The sequence below is a fragment of the Bacillus sp. FSL K6-0042 genome (assembly GCF_038006685.1).
GTDB classification, from domain to species: Bacteria; Bacillota; Bacilli; order Bacillales; family Bacillaceae_G; genus Bacillus_A; species Bacillus_A pseudomycoides.
In genome coordinates this window covers 2,158,283-2,182,391 of the sequence record NZ_JBBOVS010000001.1, presented here as the reverse complement: position 1 = coordinate 2,182,391, position 24,109 = coordinate 2,158,283, and the positions used below count along the sequence as shown (strand labels likewise).

Here is a 24,109-nt window from a genome sequence, read left to right as displayed (position 1 = left end):
ACCAAACACGTTTTAGTATGTTTTTTCTTGTAGTTTGCAATATAAAGTGTATCTTGAAACTGATAATATTCGATTCTGTTATACTTAACATCTTCATTTTCTCTTTATCTGCTCGAAAAGATTTAATTCTAATCTATTAATGTATAAACTCTCATTTCTGATTTCGCCTTCCTTCCAGAATGCTAGCTTTCCATGTACTTTTAATCTCTCAAAGAAATAAATGATTTGAAAATTTATGGTATAAAATCATAACAAAAAGGTAATAAAAATTACATTAAAATAATCTTTGTTTCTGTTTGATAAAAAATATTACATTTTTATTACAAAAACTATTGATTACATTTAAATATCATAATATAATTCTGTTTGTGGAAATAAAAACTAAAATTATTCATTATTTGGGTGGTATGGAAAATGAAGGAAATTATTTTACCAATTTTAATGTCTACAATGTTTATCGTTCCTGCAGTATCTCATGCAGAAGAAAATGTAGTTTCTCAAAATAATACGGATACAATTGAACAAGTTCAAGAAAAGAGTGGTTGGGTTCAAGATAAAGGAAACTGGTATTACTATAATGAAGATGGAACTATGGCTAAATCTTGGAAAGACATTAATGGCTCTTGGTATTATTTTGAAGAAGATGGTGTCATGGCGAAAGGTCAAAAAACTATCAAGGGACAAACATATTACTTCAATGAAGATGGAACAATGCATACAGATTGGTTAGAATTTAAAGATGGACCTTATTCAGGAACATGGTATTTTAACAAAGATGGAACTATGGCTAAATATTGGAAAGTAATCAATGGCTCTTGGTATTATTTTGAAGAAGATGGTGTCATGGCGAAAGGTCAAAAAACTATCAAGGGACAAACATATTACTTCAATGAAGATGGAACAATGCAGATAGGTTGGCAAGTAATTAAAGGTGGCGGACCTTATTCAGGAACATGGTATTATTATAATGAAGATGGCGTAATGGCTAAGTATATGAAAAATATTGACGGACAAACATATTACTTTAATGAAGATGGAACTATGCAGACAGGATGGAAGAAACTTCAAGGTTCCTTTGGCGGAAACTGGTATTACTTTAACAAAAATGGCTCTATGGCAAAAGACTGGGTAAAAGTTAATGATTTATGGTACTACATGAATGAAAAGGGAATGATGCAAACAGGTTGGGTACAACAAAATGGAGATTGGTACTATTTACAATCTGATGGTTCTATGGCAGTAGGAAAACATTTCATTGATGGAAAATGGTATTCATTTAAAGATAATGGCGTTATGATGTAACAAAAGGTCTTTTAAACTGAATATATGTCACTAGATATCTATTTTAAGATATTTCTATAATAAAAAAAGACACCTGTGAGGGTGTCTTTTTTTGTGTGTTATCCTTTCTTATTAATCTAGAAAGAATAACGTTTTTAACAAAAATGGGTAGTAAATATTCTTAAGTTGATGGATGTGTGGCGGTACCCCACATCCATCAACCTAACAGAACAGCTTGCCCCAAAAATGATAAAAATGAATTTTGTTGCTATAAAAGACATAAAACCATAAACACTTACTTCATATTTACTTTTGTTGTGGACGATAAAAAGCATCTACCAATTGATCATACTCGCTTCTTGAAATTTCTTTATTATACAGTTTAATTAATAACTCTTTATGCGCCTTCGAAAACGCCATTTTGTCAATGAATTTTGGATACATATAATTATTCTCTCTCCGTCTGATAAATTATTATGTTGCATTTTGGCTACTTCCCTTGAATATTATAATAAAATAAACAACCAATGTTTTATGAAATATTACATATATATATATTTTATATATTTAATTGAAAAGATGAAATATAAATCTAATGAACATGCGGGTTTTCTTTTTTGTTTGTTAGTTTCATCAGCAAATACATCAGACCTTTGAAAGACTTTTGTAACATTTATGAAAGTAAACTGAAAGAAGCGCGTGATATTGCAATGGAAGAAATGAAAGTTCTTGCGAAGCAAAAAGGTGCAAATGCAATTGTCGGTATTGATGTAGACTACGAAGTCGTTCGTGATGGAATGTTAATGGTGGCTGTAAGCGGTACGTGTGTAAATAGATAGAATATAGAAGAATCGTATCCTAAGTGGAAAAATAGAGAACTAACCGGAGTTCGATTTATGGCACTGTTAGAACTGAAGAAAAATACTTTTTACAAAATAATCAAGGAATATGAAAGTACACTGAATCAAAACCAGCTATGAGCTGGTTTTTTTTATTCCAATAGATCGTTAAGTCCATATACCCTTTCAGTATAAAAACGAATGCTCTAACGTATAGGGAATCGGTTGGAATGTGTCCTAATTGTACGTTAAACATAAAATTGCTTACCAAAAAACAATGTTTTGTAACAATTCTTAATGAATTCATTCACATGTGACTTTCATTTTTATATTGTGTAACGACGGCGAGTTTATCCCGCTATTTTAGGACAGTAACACTCCCACCTCAAAATTCAGCGAAAGCAAAGAAATTAGGTGGGAGTGTTACTGTCCGTAAAAGCCCGATTCGTTCAACTAATAATCAGTGGGGGATGAAGAAAACCCCCACTGATTAAAGTTTCACTTTATGTTTCTTTATCTCAGCAAGCTCATCAGAGGTATAACTAAAAATTCCAGATGCTTTTACTGGATTCGAAGTTATCGTTGCGAGTTTTCGCTTCTCTCCCGGTAGTGCATGAAAAAGTTTATTTAGGTCAAAAGAAGCACTACCTGGTTTTATATTTGGAAATTCCTGTTTAATATATTTTAGAGCTAAAGGACCATTCATTTGACCATTATTGTCACTTTTTAAGTAATATGTTTGCCAATTCGTCAGCGCAATACCAGTATTCCCTGCATCTAATTGTTTTTGTGTAATATAATACGTATCATGTTCATATAGATCTGAGGCATCGGGATTTAAGTCCACTATTATACCAGCTTGCTTAATCAGAAGTTGTTGACCATGTTTTATCGTTTTATATTCAACTTTCCCATCTTCATAGAAAACTTTAATTTTTTTAGAAAAGTTTTGGTTCTTATAATAATCATACACACTAATACCAAATTCTCCTTTGTTAAAAGTAGGAGCTTTGTAAGAACGGTTTTCATTGTTAGCTGTATAATCATATTTAGCACTTTGTTCTGATAAAAGAATAACAAAAGGCTCTTTTAGAAACGTATCATAGGTATCTCCAAATGTTGTAAGAATCGTTTCTCTTGTATCAACGTCTGCTTTCGCTTTATGTTTTGTAATTGGATTGAAACTGAATAAGATTCCCATCGCTATTCCTACAGGGGAAATTTTTTTAATACTTCTCTTTATCTTTTCTTTCATGACTTTGTTCCTTACTTTCTAAATATACTGTTACCAACATGTTTAAATTAATATCGGTAAGTTTATCTTAATTTAAACCTCTTTCAAATTTCTTTCGTAATTGTTACAAAAGTCTTTCTTTGACTTTCCCTGTTTTCGTAAGAATTGTTGCTATCTTGACCATACTGATAAAAGGTTGACTTTCAACTAGTACATTGGAGTTAAAGGAGGGGTAACATGAAAGATGAATTAAGTATAAATATCTATTTAGATGAAACTGATACTCCGTTTTCAAGATATTATAGCTCAGATGATGTTCACCTAAGCTCTGACCTTGAAGATTTTCTTTTGTCAAAGCTACGCAGTGGCAAAAGAAAAGAAGTTGAAATATTTTTTTTAGGTCAGAATAATTTTGACGAAAAGTTACTGAAGACTGCCACATTTAACACTTTTTCTAACATCTTGAACGAAGAGGAATATACATATGCTAGAAATGTCAATAAGGCTATTGTTTTGTTTGTGGTTGGTATTATTGTTGGGTTGATATACTTGAAGCTTTCAAGCAATCATGCCTATATTGCAGGAGTTTTAAGCATCATGTGTTGGGTTTTTGTTTGGTCAGGTACAGAGATTTATTTTTTTGAAAATCAGCAAATCAAACGAAATATTAGAAAATGCAAGAACATCCTGAATTCTAACATACACAAAATAGAATTCTAGTAAATATTCACATTCGCGAAGCTGATTTTCGGATTCTATCTTGTACGTTTATATCTTAGTCAATGTATTCATTCTATAAAGATAACCAAAATTTAGAAATCATATTTTGGGTAGAAAATAGCTATTCTAAATAGTGAATTCATGATTATAAGGAGGAATTTAATTATGACAGTAATTACTAAGCTTAAACAAACTATTTCTGGATTAAAAAGTGCTCAAGCATGTTTAGAAGGATTTGTTCTTGATACTGACAATCAGCAGGCAAAACAACTGTATCAAAATGCAGCTCAGCAAGCGCAGACAGTTATTGATTCTTTAGAACCACGTGTTCAGGAAGTTCAACAAGAGGAGGCTCAGTATAATCAATAAAACGCAGTAATCTTCAGACTTTTGGCAGAGTTCGTATCATGATTAGATTTATATATCTAGAAAGTATTTATACTTTTTTAGGCTAACTGAAAAGAGATGATTTAATTTTCTCCTTTTTCTTTAGGTAATAAATCAACAAATAACAAATTTCTCGTATCTTATATAACAGTAAGCAAACCCAATTTCTTTTTGTTAACTATTATTAACATCCAAAATACCGACTTTTTCCACATTTAAATGGGCCAGATATCTTATCATATAGAATATTTTTTACTTATAGATCTTGCTTTTCCCAAAGCACTTTTATAAAGTGCTTTGTTCTGTTTGTAGAATAGGAATTTTCTCTTTACATATTTTTCCAAAGAGGCCTCTCATTCCCTGAATCGTTTCCGTACCCCTTAATGAGTATGAGTTTTACAAAAGTATGAAAATAGAAAATTGATAAAAACCCGTTATATCATACACTTTCCGTAGATATAACGGGTTTTTATTATTGGAAAATGAGCTTTCAATTATGGTGACTCAACTAAATAATAACTTTATAATATCGCTTCAAAAACGATTATTTTTGGGACATTTATATCTCAAGTGCTTTTTCTCTAATTTAAATCAAAAAATATCACCAAAACCCATCATAAAAACTATGTCCTTAAAACGTACTTTTATAATTCACTTTCTTCACAGAAAAAAAGATAAGACCGAAGACTCGATCTTATCTTTAGCATAAGGAGAGAACAAAAGGGTAATAACGATCATAATTGTATTATATTATAATTTCTGTAAATTTTGAATATTAAAACCGTAAGTGAGTATGATATCTATATTGAGAAAATTATTCCTAAATTAGTTATTAATAAAATAAGTATGAAAGTAAACTAATGAATATTAGTTTACTTTCATAAGTTCTCTTTGTTTATTAAAAAACACAATTGGTTATACAACATAAGTTGCATGGCCAATTGTGTTTTTATAGAAATTACAATATTTCTTATTTCAAACCAAAATTCCGTGATAATTCTTCTGCAAATGGTAGTAGTTCATCTTGAATCGAGAGATTCATAAGAAAACGTCATCCTTTCTAATTTAGCTTGTTTAGAAAGGATAACGTTTTTTGGTGTTTGAGGGTATTAAAATCTCTTGAGTTGATGGGCATGTATGGTGCCCCCATATAGGACTAACTTTCTACACTTAATTGCTACTTTGCCCCTGGTTGCAAGAACTCTGGTACTGGGCTTTATAGCATAAGATACGATTCTGTTAGGGATATATGCATTTTATTCTCTTTTTTGCACCAGAGCCTAAATAACTGTTCTTTTTCCATACTAATCACACACTTTTTGTAAAGTAATAATATCAGTATGTCCAAGATTTATAAAAAAGAAGTTCCTTTTTTCTGAAAAATGTATATAAACGCAACGTAAATAATAAATATCCAAAAAGGATTTTATATTTCCTTAATTTATTCCTTTCCATCTACATTAATCATTTATTACAACAGCTTTCACGTCTAAAATAAGATGTTTCAACAAAGGAAAATATAAGTATCTTTATAATGGTTTTCCAATATAATCAATGTGTTAATCAAAGGAACGCTGTGTTATTTTTGCTTTTCTACTAACTAATACAGCTTCAAACAATGGACACAATTGCTACATGCCAAGTGTAATTTATTATCCATTCAAGATTCTGTTTATTCAATCTTTCTAAAAATAAAAAAATATTAAACTCATAAATATACAAGTTATAATGAGGGCGTCGAGAAATAATCTATTACCCCCGGAGAAAATATCAAACCTGGTTCTGATGCAAAAATTCTAAAGACCTTGCAAGTAATCTTCTAAAATTGGACATACTGATACGATTACTCTAAGAAAGGTGTGTGATCAGAAGGGGAATTTATTCAATATGAAAATGGAAGCGTTATCAGCCAGATCTTATTTTGAATTGGTTATTCTAATAACTTAGATTCAACTGCAATTAAAAATAATAAATTATGGGGGTGCTTATATGAACATGAATGTAGTATCTATTAAAGAAAAAAAGGTTGTTAAATACAAAAGTTGTTTTGATGTGATTGGGCCGGTAATGATCGGTCCTTCAAGTTCACATACTGCAGGTGCTTTGGCTATTGGAACAGTTGCCAATAAATTATTTCAAGGTCTTCCAAAAAAAGTCGTGGTAAGGTATTATGAATCATTTGCTGAAACCCATAAAGGACACGGAACTGATTTTGCAATTATTGCTGGGATATTAGGATTTGCTGCCGATGACAGCAAAGTGCCAGATGCTATTAAAATAGCAGAATCTAAAGGAATTGACATTACCTTTATTGAAAAGGCAGGTGATAGTCCTGCTGGTCATCCAAATACGGCAGATGTATATTTAGAGGATGAAAGTCGAAGTATTAGAACGATGGGTATTTCGGTCGGCGGCGGATTAATTGAAATCAAACATGTTGAAATTGACGGATTTAGCTTAGATCTGCAGGGGCCATTGCCAGTTATTATTGCGATTTCCGAAAGAGCTGACTTTGAATTTGTCTTACGCAGGATCTTTAAACAATATGATCTGGAAATTAACACCTTTCATAGTTTGAAGGAAAATGGAAAATATTTATATGCATTCGCTTTGGATTCGCTATTGCCTGGTGATGTTCAGAAGGAATTGGGAAGTTTAAGCAGTATAGCTAATATCATTATTCTTTAGTTACATTAAGGGGTGAAAAAATATGTATATGACCATAAAAGAAATTGTAGATGCAGCTAATAAAAGGCAAAAGCCAATTTATGAATTAGCAATCGAACAGGAAATCGAACAAACTAAAACTTCTTATGAAGAAGTTTGGAGTAAAATGGAAAAAAACTTAGCGACTATGGAAAATTCCGTAAATAAAAGTATCGAGGGCAACGGAGTATTTTCTCCGACCGGTTTAACCGGAGGTGATGCTGTTAAAATAAAAAAATATCGAGAAAATGGAAAAACTCTTTCTGGAGATTTGATGGTGTTAGGGATTCAAAGTGCTATCGGTGTTAATGAAGTAAATGCTTCATTAGGAGCTATTTGTGCAACTCCAACAGCAGGTGCGAGTGGGACGATCCCGGGAGTCCTATTTAGTATTAAAGATACGTTGCAGTTAAGTCATGAAGATATGATCCATTTTCTATTCACTTCAGCGTTATTTGGAACGATAGTCGCAAATAACGCTTGTATTTCCGGAGCGTACGGAGGATGTCAAGCTGAAGTAGGCAGTGCCTCAGCAATGGCGGCTGCAGCAGCGGTAGAAGCTGCCGGAGGAACGCCACAGCAATCTTCTGAAGCTTTCTCAACCGCATTACAAAATTTACTCGGTTTAGTTTGTGATCCGGTCGCTGGTTTGGTAGAAATTCCTTGTGTAAAGAGAAACGCCATTGGAACGGCAAATGCTTTAGCAGCAGCGGACATCGCATTAGCCGGCGTAAACAATATCATCAATGCTGACGAAGTTATTGAAGCGATGTATAGAGTTGGAAGACAGATGCCTCGCGAATTAAGAGAGACAGGTTTAGGCGGAATTGCAGCCACACCTACAGGGATTGCCATTAAAAGTAAAATTTTTGGAGAGAAACAATTAAATAAATAAACAGTTATTGGAAATATTGTGAAATAGTTAACAATTCTATTCTCTATTGTTCTCCTAAGGGTGTCTGTATATTAAAAGTCATTATCACTAAAATATACTACTATACAATTAAAGTATACTAATATATAATTGAAATGCTTTGTAAACGCTAACAAATTCATCAGGTTGGACACACGATGTGGCGCATCTTGTAAGCAATTCATTTTTCAAGAATGGTCTATATTCCTAAGCCTTAAAAAGAGACGTAAGAATAGGATACAAGGAGGAATTATTATATGAATGGGAATACTGCAAAAAAAATAGAATTTCAAGCTGAAAATACTGCAGTAAAAAATGAGAAATATCTAGACCCTAAAAAGTGGCATAAACAGGATACTACCTGGGCATTGAGCCTTTTTGGAACAGCAATTGGAGCAGGAGTACTCTTTTTACCTATTAATGCAGGTTCAGGTGGTTTATTATCATTACTGTTAATTACCATACTTGCATATCCTGTTATGTATTACTCACATAGGGCGCTTGCTAAAATGATATACGCTTCCAAATCTGCTGATGAGGGGATTACAGGTACAATAAGAGAGTATTTCGGAAATAAGGCAAGTATAATTTTTAACATAGTATATTTCGTCTCAATTTATACGATCGTGCTGATGTATTCGGTTGCACTTACAAATACTGCAAGTAGTTTTATCGTGAATCAATTGCACATGCAGGAGCCTCCAAGGGCCATTTTATCGCTTGTATTAGTACTCGGTCTTATAGCTATACTAAATTTTGGACAAGATATCACCGTAAAGATAATGAGTATGCTAGTATATCCTTTCATAGCTTCTCTACTTTTTATCGCAATATCTTTGATTCCACAGTGGAATACGTCAATGCTTAGTTTTTCAAGTGCTTCTACTGCTTCAACAGGAACAGGATATTTCGGAACGATATTGATGATACTACCAATCATAGTATTCTCGTTCAATCATTCGCCTATGATTTCATCATTTGTTATGAAACAGAGAGCTACCTATGGAATAGAAGCTACTGATGCCAAATGTGCTCAAATACAAAAAGCTTGTTATATCATGACATTCGCTGTTGTTATGTTCTTTGTTTGGAGCAGTACCTTGAGTTTGACTCCAGATGATCTTATAATGGCAAAAAAAGAGAACTTGTCAATCCTATCATATCTTGCTAATGAGCTTAATTCGCCTATAATCACTATTGCAGCTCCTATCATTGCTTTTATGGCTATAACAAAATCCTTCCTTGGCCATTATATAGGAGCATATGAGGTAATGCGCGACATGATTATCAAGTCCGGTAAAAAACGCGGAAAAGATATGGGAGAAAAAACAGTTAAGACAATGATCCTTACTTTTGTCGTATTAACATGCTGGTATGTTGCTTATGCAAATCCAAGTATTCTTGGAATCATTGATGCCCTTAGCGGTCCATTAGTTGCTGCTATCTTATGTCTATTACCAATGTATGCGATCCATAAAGTACCAGTACTAGCTAAATACAAAGGGAAAGCGAGCAATGTATTTGTCATTGTTATAGGTATACTTACTGTCCTAGCAAGTATTAATTCATTATTTTAATTCACTATTGTTGGTTCTGGTGCAAAAATAGTGGGATATGAAAAAAGAACGAAAGATTCCTAGCGGAATTGAATTTTATGTTGTTAAACCAAAGATATCATGGTTTTGGACAAACTTCTCACCTTGGAGAGTTTGTCCTTTTTTATACCTGAGGATAGTGAAAACTTCGCGTCTTTCTTACAAATATCGTGACTCTATTTCAAATTCACAGTTTTCTGTTCTTTTTAAGGGGACCGAATTGGATATATATGTTAATATAGAGAAGGGATTGTAAAGAAACGTATTTAAGATATCGTATGCAGAAGGATTTATAGTGAGTACTAGTTATGGTCATTGGGAAAGTTCTTTTTAATTAATATAAGCTATATATGGAATAAAGAAACCTAAAAAAATTGGAGGTAATTATGAAAACTTTCATATATATGGTGAGACACGGAGATTCACCAAAAGCTGGAAAAGAAAGAACAAGAGGATTAACTGAAAAAGGAAAATTAGAAGTTCAACGAATAACAGATGCATTACAAGGTGAGGGAATTGACGTTGTTATCTCAAGTCCATACAATCGTTCAATTCTAACTGTTCAGCAGTTAGCGAAGCAAATAGGACAAGAAGTTTTAGTATTTGAAGACTTAAAAGAGAGAATTTTTATTGCTGAAGAGGAACGAATGTCGGATAAAGAATTATTCCCTTTGATAAAAAAGTCATTCTTAGACCCCGACTTTGCTTTAACGGGAGGAGAGTCTAATGTCGACTGTCAGAAACGTGCTATAAAAGTCTTAAAAGAATTATTAAACACCTATCGAGGACAGAAAGTAGTATTAGGCACTCATGGAGCTGTTATGACTTTGGTGATGGGATATTATGACAGTAAGTATGATTTGAATTTTTTACTACAGACATCAAAACCAGATATATACAGAATGGAATTCAATGGACAGGAATTGGTGGAGGTTAAAAGATTGTGGGAAATTTCATAGATTGACTTTATTCATCCATAGCTTCTCCCAATGACGTGTATTATAAATAATAGGGTTACTGCGGTAACTCTTTTTCTTATAGCACTGACGGGGGATTGAGTTCAATAATCTAAAAAATTCGGTTCCTTAGCGTACAAAATTCACGTTTTGTTCTTGCTATCCCAAGATGAAATGGGAGGGAATGTTTTTTGGGCAGGATACCTTTAAAGTTATTTTTTAAATCAATCCTATTTTTTTTCTTATGCGGTATTGTTGTTTATTCTATATTTCAGATTATTTTTGTCTGGAGTGTTTCGACAGGATTAGGGAGGGATGATATAGTCGGATTTTCTGATAATAAGTATGTAATTGGTCGTCCACCTGTTAGCTATAATTTATATAAAAAAGATAGTGGGGAAACTATATTAGATAATGTTATTGGTTATAAAAAGGGAAAAACTAAAAGCTATGTTCGGAATGAAAGTGAATTTGTAGTGATAAATGAGATAAAGGGTAGCTATGAACTGTATAAAATAGAAAAGGCTTCAGAAAAGGATATAGAACGGCTGAAAGAAATGAAGAAATTAGAATAAAAGAGACTATCTGAAAGGTAAAAATGCATACTTGTTATTGTTAGATCTAAAAAATGGTTTAGACTGATAACTGAGTTTTATTTCATGCAAAGAGTCATTATTAAAATAAAGTATTAGGGGTTCAGTCCCATGCGGCTGAACCCCAATTGGAGAAAATAAGTGGATTACACACAAAAATAATACATGTAATCAATAAAATAATCGTTACGATTATTAGTATTCCATTTCCTCCATATAACTTTTTCTCCGCCAAATCGGTTAATAGCAATTTCAATCGCTTCTTGCTCAGTCTTTCCTTTTGCTTTTAATTCGTGAACAGCTTCTATCAAATGGCTTTTCATCTCTGCTTTTAAATCTTGTATCTCTTTTTTATTACCGCCAACATTTTGATAAACAGAATCTATAAATACATCAATTTCCTTCAAGTTTTTTTCCTCCTTCTAAAAACGAATCAATTATTTTCTTTACAAATTGCCACTCTAAACGCTTTTCTTCGAACCCATCTTTACCTATTGAAGTGATTTTATAATATTTTCTTCTTCCACCAGGGCCTTGTTCATCTCCCCAATAAGATTCAATCCATTTATTCTTTTCAAGTCGCTTTAAAGATAGATATAATGTTCCTTCCTTTAACTCGAATTGTTCATTACTTTTTTCGCGTACCAATTTTGCTAATTCGAAACCATACATATCTCTGTTATGCAATAAAGAAAGGATTATTGTATCAATATGACCTTTCAAAACTTCTTTATTAATTTCCAAAACTTTCATCCTCAGCATTTACTGAAACATACATTACTTAGTGACACAATATATTATATCGATAGACTTTTGTAACATTTTCGCAAGACTTTTGAAAGGTATTTAAACTAAGATGAACTTCCGAACATTAATTTGAGATTAATAAGTAGGAAAAATTCAATATGTATATAATCAATGGAGGCAAACAAATGGCTTTAAAATTAGGACTTATCGTTTTTGGAGTAGTATTAATCTTATGGGGTATATATAGAATGAAAACGGATGATGCTTTTGTGGGGAAAACCCAAACAAGAAAAAATCTTTTTAATTTATTGATTCTTGGACAAGCTTCTGGAATCGGACAATTATTGAGCGGAATTCTGTGTATCATTTTAGGAATTGTATCCTTGGTAATTAAATAGTTTGCCAATAAGAGGAGCTAAGATATATAGTCAAGCTCCTCTTTCTAGTTAAAGTGTGTACAATTTTCCCGAAATGATATAGTGCCCCCTAATACGTTGTTCTAGCAAGCTTTTCTAAAAATAAAGGAGTAAGCTGTTTATGTAAATCTTCAGCAAATAATTGTAGTTCAATTTGAATTGAAAGATTCATAAAAAACGTCATCCTTATGATTCAAGCTATTCTTATTAACAATGCAAAGGGAACCTAATACATTCGTATATGTAATATTGCATATACGAGTGTATTAATAAAAATGTAAGCGTTTACTATAATAGAGGTATAAAGATAAATCACATCTTAGCACCAACAAAAGAGGAGGAAATAATATGACAATCGCAATGGCGGTTTTAAAATTTGTAGGTGGAGCCCTTCCATTCGTTCAAGAACTTTTAAAAGCATTCATGTAAGTTCATTCTGCAGCAATTATTTATACAAATGATCTGCAAATCAATTCATCTTTGATATGTAGATCATTTGTGTGAGCAAAGCCCCTTTAGATCTTACTAAAGGGGCTTTTTTAGGTTTCTACATAATTGGAATCTCGCCAACCAAATGCTATTTGTTGTTGCTATCCTATGCCCATCAAGTTAAGAGTTTTAAGTTTCTACATAGCAAAAGTGATTTTATTTCGCAATAAAAGTATAAGCAATGTACAGTATCAGATCATTTTTTGTAATCTTGTAGAAATATTAGAAGAAGGGGAGAATTAGTATGAAATCAATATCAAAAAAAGTCATGACAGGATTAGCTGCAGGAGCAATGGGGCTATCTATCTGGGCTCCTTCAAGTGAAGCAGCAGCTCCAGAGAAAAATGAATATCATACTATTCATTTGGCAGCTAATACAAACTTAGTTTGGGATGTAGTGTGGGGATCTACTGATAATTATAGAAATATTCTTTTATATAATAGGTGATTTCTATGAAAAATAGAATAAAAGAGTTGCGTTTAAAACATGGAATAACCCAACAAGAAAAAAACTTTTTAATTTGTTGATTCTTGGACAAGCTTCTGGAATTGGACAATTATTAAGCGGAATTCTGTGTATCATTTTGGGAATCGTATCCTTTCCTATGCTAAAACCTTTGAGAAAAAAGCCATTTTTTTAGACTTATTGATTTTGGGAGCGTTATAAAGTGAAACTTTAATCAGTGGAGGTTTTCTTCATCCCCCACTGATTATTAGTTGAACGAATCGGGCTTTTACGGACAGTTCATCTCCCACCTAACTTCTTTGCTTTCGCTGAATTTTGAGGTGGGAGTGTTACTGTCCTAAAATAGCGGGATAAAATTCTTAAGTTGATGGAGATGTATGGTGACCCCTATTAGAGTACTAGAGTCACATTCTGTCTTATTAGCGGACAAACAGATCCATTTGCAATTGCATGTTCCTGATACATTACCTCGGCTTTTAATCATGCCGTGTAAAATAGCTCGGGTTATCAGTAATTTGTTAGATAATGCGATTCGGTATTCTCCTGTCTCCGGAACAATTGAGTTGATTGTAGAGGAAAATAAGCAGAAGCAACAAGTCCAATTTATTTTGCGTGATGAAGGAGAAGGAATTACTCCCGATGACCAATTACGCGTATTTGAACGCTTTTTTAGAACAGATCAATCCAGAAGTTCACAATCTGAAGGTTCCGGTCTCGGACTAGCCATTACAAAATCATGAATTGAAATACACAAAGGAGGAATTGGTGTGAGAGATCGCTCAGATGGAAAACAGGGAAGTGAATTTTGGTTTACTCTTCCCATCACATCAGAAAAAAATAAGACTGCTGAAAGACTTTTGTAATATTTATATTATAGAAACGAAAGACTTTCTTGTTATCATACCATTAAACAATATACTACAGGAGGGCTTTTACTTTATGAAAAGAAAATATGTATTGCTTATAGGGGGTTCCATAATTGTTGGGGGAATTTTATGGTCATTGTTCCGCCCCGAGAAATTATTTATTGATAAGCAAGTGAATGAAGCATTGCCACAAACAGAAATACAATCAAACAAAACAAAACAACAAGAAGAACGAGTAATAAGTACAGGTCAGTTTCAAAACGGTGTTCATGAAACAACTGGAACGGCAACGATCCATCAATTAGGGGAGGGAAAACGTGTTTTACGACTTTCAAATTTTTCAACTTCTAATGGGCCAGATGTTCGAGTTGTATTAGTTCCTACGAATCGTTTGAAAAATAATGAAGATGTTAAAAACCATCAGTATATTGAATTAGGAAAGTTAAAGGGAAACAAAGGAGACCAAAACTATGAAATTCCTGAAGGGATAGATGTAAGCACATACGGTTCGGTTTCTATATGGTGTAAGAGATTTAATGAAAACTTTGGTGCGGCTTATTTTGAAAAGTAAGAAAGAACATACAAATGAGGCTTGTGTACATGCCCCACATCCATCAACTTAAGGATTTAGACTATTCTTGAAGTTAAAAGCACGTTACTATTCTCTTATGTTAATGAGAAAGGGTGACGTGCTTTTTATGAATATGCATCAAAAACAAGAGTTGTCTTTATTTGCCGAAGAGTTATATCGCTATATGTCTCCTGCTACACTTAATCAATTAGCTATAGAAGCAGGCGGAATGAAACGAAAACGTAAGTGCCATGGGCACCATTTTTTATCTTTGTGTGTATGGTTAAATCAACAAATCGCTACTACCTCTCTTACTCAACTTTGTAGTCAATTAGAAACTTCAACAGGAATTTTATTAAGTCCTGAGGGACTTAATCGGCGATTTAACTCGGCTTCTGTAGCCTTCTTTCGAACTGTATTTACTACACTTCTACAAGCTAAAATTGGGGGATTATCTAAGATTTCTCATGCTCTTTCTACTTACTTTGAGCGTATTCTTATCCTTGATTCTACAACATTTCAAGTGCCGGATCGATTTGCATCTACTTATCCTGGTGCCGGAGGATGTAGTCATAAAGCTGGTGTAAAAATTCAACTGGAGTATGACTTGTTGAGTGGAGAATTTTCTGATGTGAAAATTGAACCAGGAAAACGAAGTGATCAAGCGTATGGTGCGACTCGAACAGGTATGGCACAAAAGAATGAACTATATATTCGTGACTTAGGATATTTTCGTTTACAAGACTTTAAGTCTATTCAAGATAAGCAAGGATATTATTTATCACGTCTTAAGTTACCAACTAAGATATATAGAAAGGAATTCGAAACAGTCATATTTAAAACAAAACCCGCTCAACTGAGGCCGGTATATATACAAATTCATTTGGAAGACATTATGAACCAATTACAACCTGGCCAAGTGTATGAATTACATGATGTATATGTAGGGAGCAAAGACAAACTACCTACTCGCATTGTGGTTTATAAATGTACGGAGGAGCAAAAACAAAAACGCCTACGTGATCGAGCTATTCGTGAAAAGAAAAAAGGAATTACATATACAGAGCGTACGAAACTTTTACAAGGAATTACGGTATATATGACAAACATTCCTACGGAATGGGTACCAAAAGAGAAAATCTATGATTTATATTCACTACGTTGGCAAATTGAACTGTTATTTAAAATATGGAAATCCTGGTTTCAAATTCATCGTTGTAAATCTATTAAACAAGAGCGATTAGAATGTCATCTTTATGGACAACTCATTAGTATCCTATTATGTTCTTCTACAATGTTTAAGATGAGAGAACTCCTATTACGTAAGAAACAGAAAGAGCTAAGTGAATATAAAGCGATGTACATAATTAAAGATTATTTTTCACTTTTTCACCAAGCATTACACAAAAACACCCAAGAGCTATCAAAGGTTCTCCTTCGTCTGTTTAACCTCCTACAGCGCAACGGACGAAAATCTCATCGATACGAGAAAAAGACAGTCTTTGACATTTTGGGTGTTGTGTATGAGTATACCACTTCTACTCATCAGGTAGCATAGTAAAAAAATTCAAACCCGTCAGGGTTTATTTGATATGCCTACTTTTATAACATCTATAAACGATAATAAAATATTACGTGAAAAGACCCCATTTTGTATAAAAATATACCTTAAGTTGATGGATGTGTGTACATGCCCCATGCCCATTAACTTAAGAACGAAAACAAAATAAATTTTCGTTCAAATGAACTAAAAAACTCTTAAGATACTTTTTGTCCTTAAAAATGATGCAGCTTTCTTTTGTCTTCTCAATCCATCATACGCATAGACAACACCCATAATATCAAAGACTGTTTTCTTCTCATATCGATGAGATTTCCGACCATTTTTCTGTACTAGGTGGAATAGGGGGATTAGAATCTTTGTTATTTCTTGGGTGTTTTTCTGTATAGCGGCCAAGCTGAAAAATACAGAATATCTTATAAAATTCGGAATTTTATAAGATACTAACGAAAGAGTTTTGTAACACTTCCGCAAGAAAAATGAAAGGTATTTAAACTAAGATGAACTTATAAATATTGATTTTATATTTTTAAATCAACATACGACAGTCTTTATATATTTATTTTTCACAGTGTTACATGTAAGCAATCTAGGCTAAATCTTACTAAGAGAGGACAATAAAAATGAAGAAAAAATTTAATACAATTGGAATTGGAAAGAAAGTCATTCCTACCGCAGCGGCATTAGGTATTCTTTTTTCAGTAGCTCCTATTGCAGAAAACAAGGCTAGCGCAGGGATAGGTACCGTACTCGATGTGACGATTACTTCATTAGGTATAGTGAAAGACATTTATGAAGGACTTGGAATATCTACAGGGGATCCCGACTTAACTGATTACACTGGTCCCTATGCAGAGAATGTATCTTACAGAGCTCCTAATTTTAAATCTGGGGAATTCAATATCTCTATGCATCATACGAAAAATGATTCGAATTTTACTAAGCAGATTAAAGTACTTTATCCAGATGGAAAAAGTGAAATTCATAAATTAAAATCAGGACAGCAGCTTAAGCTTACAGAAGCGGGTACCATTGTAGATCTAAATCCTGATGCAGAATCTGTTTCAGAACACAATCTTCTTTATATTACACAAGCGCAATTAAATGAAGGAAAAACGGGAGTTGCGCTTAACCAAGTTAATACTATATATGTAGAAAAAACATCTGGTCAAAATGTAATTCTTCGTGACGAATTTTATAAGAAAAAATTTGGAGAACGTTCTCTTGACGGATTTAAAGGTTTATTTACTGACCTATTCTCTTATTTAACAGAAGAAGAAAAGAAGATAGCAACATTGACTTCACATCCAGTAGGCAGAGAAGTTCTTTCTAATTATGTTACGAATAACCCTGAAGCTCGTGCGGATTTTAATAACCGGTCAACTAATATATTGGCGGAATCTACAAAAATCCTAGAGACACCTATTACACTACCATTTAGTATACTAAATGACGGTAAACCTTATCAAATTATCCCCTATAAAAAAGGGACGAATAAAGTATTGGTAAAAACAGGTTCAAAATATCTTTCAGGGAAAGAAGGAAATGCACTTCAATATTCTGATTCGATTGGTGATGATGAAGTGTTTGAACTTGTTCAGACCGGTAATTCTCATGATAATAAATTCCAATTCTATTTAAAAAACAAGAATGGAGTAAGTTTGGCTGGTAATTCTTATGTTCAACAATTTGGTACTGATTGGAGTTTCAAATCCGAAATTCGTTTCACTGCAAAAACTAACAATGAAATTCATAACTGGTTAAGGGAATGGTACCCTGGGAAAGAAAATGAGAAACAGAATTATGACGGAATAGAGTTCAGAAGTAATGATAAAGGTGATAGCTCTATATGGACTGCATATGATTCTACTGGAAAATTGATTAAAAATAGTTGGGTAAACCAAGGTACGCAAAATCCTGGTTGGTATTATGCAGATGCTTCAGGAGTTCTCTTGAAGGGTTGGCAGAAAATTGAGGGGAATACGTATTATTTTAATCCGGAGTCTAACATGATGGCTTCAGGAATAAATTCACAAATTGAGGGTAAGTACTATCACTTTAATGATTCTGGTGCTTTGCAACGATCAGCATGGAGAGATAATTACTATTCTGATGCTTCTGGAGCGTTGGTTAAAGAAGGTTTGCGGGAAATCGATGGTAAAATTTACGATTTCCAAAATTACCAACCTACTAAAAATAAACTGCGTCTAGAAGATCAAAGTGTCATTCTTCACTTTTCCGATAAAGGCATGCTTGAGAGAGCTTCTGATCTGAATGGAAACGCACTAACTACTCCTACAACTGTTATTTTGAACGAGAAACAACTAGCCTTTGAGAAAAACGGTGCTATTAGAAAATTAGGAGTGACTGAAAAGAGAGCTTTCCCTCAACCGGATGGAAGCGAGAAGGATGCAATCCACTATTATAGCTTAGAAGAAGGAGCTACTTATTCTGGTTGGAAAACGATTGATGGAAAGAAATATCATTTCAAAGATGGCGCACACTATACTTTTGATGGACATGAAACCATTGATGGAAAAAGATATTATTTTAATCATGACGGAGAAGCTAAGCTAACAGGATTTGATAAAGTTGATGGTAAGATATACCATTATGACGATAAAGGCGTAATGCAAACGGGCTGGCAAGAAATCGATGGTAAATGGTATTACTTCGATGAATCTGGAGCAGCTAAGATAGGATGGTTCTCAGTTGGTGGTGGGTATCATTTCCCTTATTACGGATACTTTACGTATTATGCTAAACAGGATGGTTCAATTTATACAGATACGAAGATTGAAATTAACGGAAAAACCTATACATTTGACAGTCATGGCCACAAAGGTTATTAATCATCAAAAAAAATCTATTTTTTATAAATATGACTCGCTAAATGAGATCCCCACAGCCTCCAGATGCTTTCAGCATCTGGAGGATTTTTATTAACTTGATGGCGATGTTTCCGTACCCAAAATTGGGTGATAATTATTACAGGTGTATCAGATTTCTTGTAGCTTTTAAACTAAAGGCCTTACCCAAAGTTGAGAAAAATCCACATATCCAAAATATTTCATCCTAATATTCGTTAGATCTGATGAAAAAGGAATCTGACATTTATCATAATATAGGGGAATCATAATAGAGGATTCTATCAGTTCTTTTTCAAGGTTTTTATTTAATGAGGGCCACTTTTCAAAATGTGTACGTTTGTATCTATCAAGGTGTTTTTTTATTGTTTCATTTGTTTTTACAATCTTAGCCAACGGTGAATATCTAGCTGTTAGAAAATAATAAAATGATATCTCTTGATTCATCTCGAATACCTCACCATGAATAAAGAGATCAACTTGCTCATTAAGTTTTTCATCTCTCAGATAGCTTTCAAAAGGAACCCATTTGACTAGAAAAGGTATATTTTCTTTTTCTAAGACATTCATTAACCACTTTGTCAGTTTTTCTGTATACTGAGTAGCTTTTATAATAAGTGGTTCTTTAAATGTGGGGCGTGATTTTTGTCGCATATCGATTTGATGATCTATTTCCTTCAAGCAACTCGTAGGGTTGGGGATCTTATTAAAGTCATATTCATGGATATGATTGATATTCTTAGTAATAATATAATGTAAGTAGTTACGAACATCGATTCGTTGAATAGATGAATTACGCCAGGCATTCATAATTATAACGCCAAAGCCAGAATTTCTTTCTACTTGAAAGGTGGAAGTGTTCTCGTTGCGCTTGGAAGATTGATAAATAGTATCAAATTCTAGAGGAACCTGAATGAATTCTACTGTATCTAGCAATGGCCTTTCCTGAAAATAATCATTAAATGCTATCAAGGATGTCTTTTCCTGGTTATTCTCTCCTATATAAAAACCACCAGTTCCTACAATTAGACCGTTATTTTCTTTATAAATGCTTGTATTTATCATACATAACATTTGTAAACAATAGCTACAACCATCCGGATAATGTATGTCAATAATTAATGGTGATACAATATCTATTTTCTCTATTGGTGCCCATAAGTCTTTATAGTATTTATGACTCCGTAGTTTTGAGAGACATAGTTTCACGTCAGTCGCTGTTAAGATGGATCCATCATGAAATTTTATGGACTTTTTTAAGTATAGTCTAAGCTTAGATTGAGTTAAATCCCAACTATGAGCTATTTCAGGAAATATGTTCCCCTTTTCATCCATATAAACAAGTCGATTGAACACGTTTGCGACAATGTGTGCACTATGTACATCGGCAGCCTCTAGTGGATGTGTTGTTAAAAAGGGCTTTCTTCTAGGAATAATTAATTTATCATCCGAATTATGTATATAGCCAAATTTTGAGTGAAACTTAGTCATCAAACGTAGTTTACCGTTTGGAGACCAATTATATAGTAAATATTTACTGCTTTTTTCAACAGGTTGTTGATCCATAATCTCCATCACTTGTGACTCATAGATTTGTTCTATATTTTTAAGCCATTGAAGAGAGGAAGTGTGTCCTCTTCCTTTTCCAGAATTGAAAATTAGCCAACCTTCATCCATCCATTTATGTAAGTAACGTACTGTTTGCTTTGTACTTAAACTTAAAAAGTCTGCTAGGTCTTTTATTTTTATGTGTCCTGAAGAAAATGATTGCCATAGATCCAATAAATTTTTATCCATTTTCCTATCTCCTTCTATAAGTAGACATATTTTTCTAGATATGTCCATTTTCAGTTTAATAAGTCTAGTTTAATATAACATTAGATAAAAGGAGGAGATACTATGAATTGGAAAGACTTTGAGCAAAATATAAAAGTACGCTTAATTACATCATTTTTTAATCGTGCTGTTACATCAGCAGTAATGCCTTTCATGGCATTGTTTTTTGCTCAAGAAATAAATAAAGTATGGGCCGGGTTATTTTTAATCTCGACTGTTATTTTAAGTTTTTTTTCAAGTTTAATTGGAGGTTACATTTCAGATCGTTTTCAACGGAAGAAAGTTTTATTGTTAACTTCTTCTTCTAGTGCTGTAATGTTTTTATTAATGACCTTAAGTTTATATCCTACAGATAAGTTGATTTGGTTATTTGCAATTGCTTATGTAGGTTTTGTAATATCTAGTAGTCTTGGTCGTCCATCCATGCACGCTATAATAATAGATTCAACTACACCAGAAAATCGAAAGGCTGTTTATACAATTGACTATTGGCTTATGAATCTTTCGATGGCAATTGGTGCTGCATTAGGTGGTTTTTTATACATGAATCACCAAAAAGAGTTATTTATATTACTAACCTTGGTTTCTGCTACACTACCAATTACCTATAAATTGTGGTTAGTTGCTGAATTTAATAATTTCTTAGAACAAAAACATGAAAGTATAGTATTGGATCTAATCCAAAACTATAAAATTGCTATTCAAGATGTAGCATTTTTAAAAGTTGTAATAGGATCTACATGCATATTTGCGGCAGAGTTCTCTTTAAATAGCTATATAGGTATACGACTTTCAGAAACATTTAATACAATAAACGTTGGGAACTTTGAAATAGTAGGAGTAAGGATGCTGAGTATTCTTAACATACAAAATATGCTTTTAGTGGTATGTTTGACGTTTATTGTGAATAAATTTACAGATCGTTTAAGTGGAAAGAAGGCGTTACTCTTAGGTCTGGTTCTCTATGGTGTAGGATATGTAACAGTAACATCTGCAAACACTTGGTACGTACTTATTATTTTTAATTTTATTGCTACTGTTGGTGAACTTGTCTACTCGCCTGTCAGAAATGCAGAACAAGCTAATATGATCCCGGCTGATAAAAGAGGATCTTATTCAGCTTTTGCAGGTCTATCAGATATTGGTGCTGACCTGATTGCAAGAATTACCATTATCGTTGGTGCTTTCTTGATTCCTACGATAATGTCCGTTTACATTGGAATCATTGTGATAATTGGCACATTCCTCTTATACACTGGATTGTTTATTAAAAAAGATATTCAGTCTAAAGAAATATTGAAGAAAATGTCATCATAATATAATACTTTAATAGTTATAATGGAAACAATGATAAAGTGAAACTTTAATCAGTGGGGGTCTTACTGCCCGTTAATGCGGGATAAAAGTGAGGTACGGGAAATGAGTAAAATTATTTTTAATGAAATACAAATGAACAACTAGAGAAGAATGAAAATGTCGTGAAGGTATAGGAACGTTCTATTACCTATGGTTCTGATTTTAAAATAAAAGCTGTGAAAGAAAACCGAGGAAACTGTCTAGATAATGCCTCAATGAAATCCTTTTTTGGTCATATGAAAGATGAATTAGACTATAAGTGTTGTCAAACGTTTCAATCTCTTCAACTAGTAATCGAGAATTATATACAAGATTATAATTATGATCGTTATCAATGGACTCTCAAAAAGATGGTTCCGGTACAATACCGGAACCATCTTTTAAGTGCTTAATTTTTAAAGGTCTTTTTATTAAACTGTCCATTTTATAGGGTACAGTTCATATATTGGTTCTCCTCTTTTTTATGAAATCTTATCTTCTATAAATAGGCAATGTATGTTTCCCTTGAATTAAGTTCCACTCATCCGAACTTCTTAGAAGTTTAATATTTAACAATGCTTTGTCATCTAAGATTTCAATATCAATTTGCCCTTTTTTACCAAATTGATCAAAAATTAAAGTTGCTTTATTATTTTTGAATGTTACAGTACCGTCTATATATGCTATATCTTCAGCGTTATCGGAATAAGAAGATACACCGACAACTGCTTCGTTTTCAGAAATAGGACTAATCTTCATCATTGTGAAAGCTGGGCCGATATACGGTGGTTTCGTCGGTAGTTCTTGTTCTGACCATGTTCCTTGAACGTTGTATAGAATAGAAGTTGGTTTTGCATCAGGATTCCATGCACCGTCTTTATCGAGATAGTACCATTGTAATCGATCGTCGACAAACCATCCAGTTTTCATTGCACCGCTTTTATCAAGGAAGTACCATTTGTTTTGGTCGAGTACCCAACCCGTTTGCATAATACCCTTTGCATTTAAAAAGTACCATTTGTTTTGATCAAGAACCCATCCAGTGTGCATAGCGCCATCTTTATTTAAGTAGTACCATTCATATGGTGAGCTTTGATGCCATCCAGTTTTCATGACACCATTTTTTCCAAGAAAATACGATTTCCCACTGTCGGAAACCCATCCATACTGCATAGCACCGTTTTTATTGAAGAAGTACCACTTTTCATCTTGGTTTAGCCATCCAGTGTGCATAGCGCCATCTTTATTTAAAAAATACCAATGTGGTCCTTCTTGATACCATCCAGTTTTCATGACACCATTTTTTTCAAGGAAATACCAATTGTTATTTGTGTTTACCCATCCTGTTTCCATTTTTCCATTTATGTAGTAATACCATGCATGTTGTTTTTGTACCCAACCCGTTATTGGAGTAGACTGTTTATTTGTTTCTGCATAAACATGAGGTTGTATTCCGCTAAACAATATACCTGCAACAAATAACATACTAACGATTTGTTTTTTCATAATAATCTGCTCCTTTTTTAGAAAAATGCCTTTCTCTACTACTAATATATCTGAATAATAAAACAAATTCAATACTTTTATTACGAATGTGTTACAAAGATGTTACGAAAGTATCAGAATCATTTCTTTCTGTAAGGGTCTTATTCCTTATTATCTGTTAATAAGGAATAAAATCACTATTATCATTAGTATGCAAAGGAGTTTTAAAATCCTTCTTGCTAGCTG

The 24,109-nt window shown here is 33.1% G+C and carries 20 protein-coding genes and 5 pseudogenes; 18 read left to right on the top strand and 7 right to left on the bottom strand.

Annotated elements, in window-relative coordinates:
• Positions 1 to 414: 414 nt before the first annotated feature.
• Entirely contained in the window at positions 415 to 1,302 is an 888-nt protein-coding gene (locus MHH45_RS11280; RefSeq protein ID WP_077295699.1) for an N-acetylmuramoyl-L-alanine amidase family protein, read from the top strand.
• A gap of 285 nt (positions 1,303 to 1,587) precedes the next feature.
• Here the strand turns inward: MHH45_RS11280 and MHH45_RS11275 are convergent, their stop codons facing one another.
• Positions 1,588 to 1,725 carry a hypothetical protein gene (locus tag MHH45_RS11275; RefSeq protein ID WP_016113583.1) on the bottom strand — a complete coding sequence of 46 codons (138 nt, stop codon included), beginning with the start codon at positions 1,723 to 1,725 and terminating at the stop codon, positions 1,588 to 1,590.
• Positions 1,726 to 1,955: 230 nt separating this feature from the next.
• On the opposite strand from MHH45_RS11275, the pseudogene MHH45_RS11270 reads away from it, so the two are divergent.
• A pseudogene (locus MHH45_RS11270) lies at positions 1,956 to 2,120 on the top strand (heavy metal-binding domain-containing protein); the annotation flags it as partial.
• Positions 2,121 to 2,123: 3 nt separating this feature from the next.
• Positions 2,124 to 2,261 (top strand): annotated as a pseudogene (locus MHH45_RS11265) (recombinase family protein); the annotation flags it as partial.
• A gap of 349 nt (positions 2,262 to 2,610) precedes the next feature.
• On the opposite strand, the gene MHH45_RS11260 reads toward MHH45_RS11265, so the two are convergent.
• On the bottom strand, positions 2,611 to 3,375 hold the full coding sequence (locus MHH45_RS11260) for a hypothetical protein (protein ID WP_016132961.1): 765 nt from the start codon (positions 3,373 to 3,375) through the stop codon (positions 2,611 to 2,613).
• A gap of 216 nt (positions 3,376 to 3,591) precedes the next feature.
• Here MHH45_RS11260 and MHH45_RS11255 point away from each other — a divergent pair, with 216 nt between their 5' ends.
• The 7 genes from MHH45_RS11255 (at position 3,592) to MHH45_RS11225 (ending at position 11,206) form a co-directional block, all read left to right on the top strand.
• Positions 3,592 to 4,074 (top strand): hypothetical protein, encoded by a 483-nt coding sequence (locus MHH45_RS11255; RefSeq protein WP_016113586.1) that lies wholly within the window; start codon positions 3,592 to 3,594, stop codon positions 4,072 to 4,074.
• Positions 4,075 to 4,239: 165 nt separating this feature from the next.
• Positions 4,240 to 4,443: a DUF1657 domain-containing protein gene (locus MHH45_RS11250; protein ID WP_016113587.1), complete on the top strand. Its 204-nt coding sequence runs from the start codon at positions 4,240 to 4,242 to the stop codon at positions 4,441 to 4,443.
• Between the two features lie 2,007 nt (positions 4,444 to 6,450).
• Positions 6,451 to 7,149: an L-serine ammonia-lyase, iron-sulfur-dependent subunit beta gene (sdaAB, locus tag MHH45_RS11245; protein WP_016131640.1), complete on the top strand. Its 699-nt coding sequence runs from the start codon at positions 6,451 to 6,453 to the stop codon at positions 7,147 to 7,149.
• 22 nt (positions 7,150 to 7,171) lie between these two features.
• Positions 7,172 to 8,062 carry an L-serine ammonia-lyase, iron-sulfur-dependent, subunit alpha gene (sdaAA, locus tag MHH45_RS11240; protein ID WP_016113589.1) on the top strand — a complete coding sequence of 297 codons (891 nt, stop codon included), beginning with the start codon at positions 7,172 to 7,174 and terminating at the stop codon, positions 8,060 to 8,062.
• 275 nt (positions 8,063 to 8,337) lie between these two features.
• On the top strand, positions 8,338 to 9,657 hold the full coding sequence (locus MHH45_RS11235; protein ID WP_016113590.1) for an amino acid permease: 1,320 nt from the start codon (positions 8,338 to 8,340) through the stop codon (positions 9,655 to 9,657).
• 404 nt (positions 9,658 to 10,061) lie between these two features.
• On the top strand, positions 10,062 to 10,634 hold the full coding sequence (locus MHH45_RS11230) for a histidine phosphatase family protein (RefSeq protein ID WP_016113591.1): 573 nt from the start codon (positions 10,062 to 10,064) through the stop codon (positions 10,632 to 10,634).
• Between the two features lie 188 nt (positions 10,635 to 10,822).
• A complete protein-coding gene (locus MHH45_RS11225; RefSeq protein WP_016113592.1) occupies positions 10,823 to 11,206 on the top strand; it encodes a hypothetical protein in 384 nt (127 codons plus the stop codon).
• A 164-nt stretch (positions 11,207 to 11,370) separates the two neighbouring features.
• Here MHH45_RS11225 and MHH45_RS11220 read toward each other — a convergent pair whose 3' ends face one another.
• Positions 11,371 to 11,631 carry a permease prefix domain 1-containing protein gene (locus tag MHH45_RS11220; RefSeq protein WP_016113593.1) on the bottom strand — a complete coding sequence of 87 codons (261 nt, stop codon included), beginning with the start codon at positions 11,629 to 11,631 and terminating at the stop codon, positions 11,371 to 11,373.
• Positions 11,618 to 11,968, bottom strand: a complete 351-nt coding sequence (locus tag MHH45_RS11215; protein WP_016113594.1) for a PadR family transcriptional regulator — start codon at positions 11,966 to 11,968, stop codon at positions 11,618 to 11,620. Before MHH45_RS11215 ends, MHH45_RS11220 begins: the two co-directional genes overlap by 14 nt.
• Before the next feature lie 188 nt (positions 11,969 to 12,156).
• On the opposite strand from MHH45_RS11215, the gene MHH45_RS11210 reads away from it, so the two are divergent.
• From MHH45_RS11210 to MHH45_RS11190, 5 genes and pseudogenes are all read left to right on the top strand, one after another.
• A complete protein-coding gene (locus tag MHH45_RS11210) occupies positions 12,157 to 12,369 on the top strand; it encodes a hypothetical protein (protein WP_016113595.1) in 213 nt (70 codons plus the stop codon).
• A 751-nt stretch (positions 12,370 to 13,120) separates the two neighbouring features.
• Positions 13,121 to 13,324, top strand: coding sequence for a hypothetical protein (locus tag MHH45_RS11205; RefSeq protein WP_016113597.1), 204 nt, complete (start codon positions 13,121 to 13,123; stop codon positions 13,322 to 13,324).
• A 413-nt stretch (positions 13,325 to 13,737) separates the two neighbouring features.
• Positions 13,738 to 14,205, top strand: a pseudogene (locus tag MHH45_RS11200) (sensor histidine kinase); the annotation flags it as partial.
• A gap of 76 nt (positions 14,206 to 14,281) precedes the next feature.
• Positions 14,282 to 14,779: a DM13 domain-containing protein gene (locus MHH45_RS11195; protein WP_016113599.1), complete on the top strand. Its 498-nt coding sequence runs from the start codon at positions 14,282 to 14,284 to the stop codon at positions 14,777 to 14,779.
• A gap of 127 nt (positions 14,780 to 14,906) precedes the next feature.
• A complete protein-coding gene (locus MHH45_RS11190; RefSeq protein ID WP_051124587.1) occupies positions 14,907 to 16,337 on the top strand; it encodes an IS4 family transposase in 1,431 nt (476 codons plus the stop codon).
• 189 nt (positions 16,338 to 16,526) lie between these two features.
• Here MHH45_RS11190 and MHH45_RS11185 read toward each other — a convergent pair.
• Positions 16,527 to 16,733: pseudogene (locus tag MHH45_RS11185) on the bottom strand (hypothetical protein); the annotation flags it as partial.
• Between the two features lie 230 nt (positions 16,734 to 16,963).
• Here MHH45_RS11185 and MHH45_RS11180 point away from each other — a divergent pair.
• Entirely contained in the window at positions 16,964 to 19,192 is a 2,229-nt protein-coding gene (locus MHH45_RS11180; RefSeq protein WP_016113600.1) for an N-acetylmuramoyl-L-alanine amidase family protein, read from the top strand.
• A 165-nt stretch (positions 19,193 to 19,357) separates the two neighbouring features.
• On the opposite strand, the gene MHH45_RS11175 is transcribed toward MHH45_RS11180, so the two are convergent.
• A complete protein-coding gene (locus MHH45_RS11175; RefSeq protein WP_016113601.1) occupies positions 19,358 to 21,004 on the bottom strand; it encodes an ABC transporter substrate-binding protein in 1,647 nt (548 codons plus the stop codon).
• A 102-nt stretch (positions 21,005 to 21,106) separates the two neighbouring features.
• On the opposite strand from MHH45_RS11175, the gene MHH45_RS11170 reads away from it, so the two are divergent.
• Together MHH45_RS11170 and MHH45_RS11165 are read left to right on the top strand one after the other, a co-directional pair.
• Positions 21,107 to 22,360 (top strand): MDR family MFS transporter, encoded by a 1,254-nt coding sequence (locus MHH45_RS11170; RefSeq protein ID WP_088094081.1) that lies wholly within the window; start codon positions 21,107 to 21,109, stop codon positions 22,358 to 22,360.
• 227 nt (positions 22,361 to 22,587) lie between these two features.
• Positions 22,588 to 22,791, top strand: a pseudogene (locus MHH45_RS11165) (IS3 family transposase); the annotation flags it as partial.
• A 79-nt stretch (positions 22,792 to 22,870) separates the two neighbouring features.
• On the opposite strand, the gene MHH45_RS11160 reads toward MHH45_RS11165, so the two are convergent.
• Complete coding sequence (locus tag MHH45_RS11160; protein ID WP_016113603.1) at positions 22,871 to 23,884, bottom strand: N-acetylmuramoyl-L-alanine amidase family protein; 1,014 nt, start codon at positions 23,882 to 23,884, stop codon at positions 22,871 to 22,873.
• Positions 23,885 to 24,109: the final 225 nt, after the last annotated feature.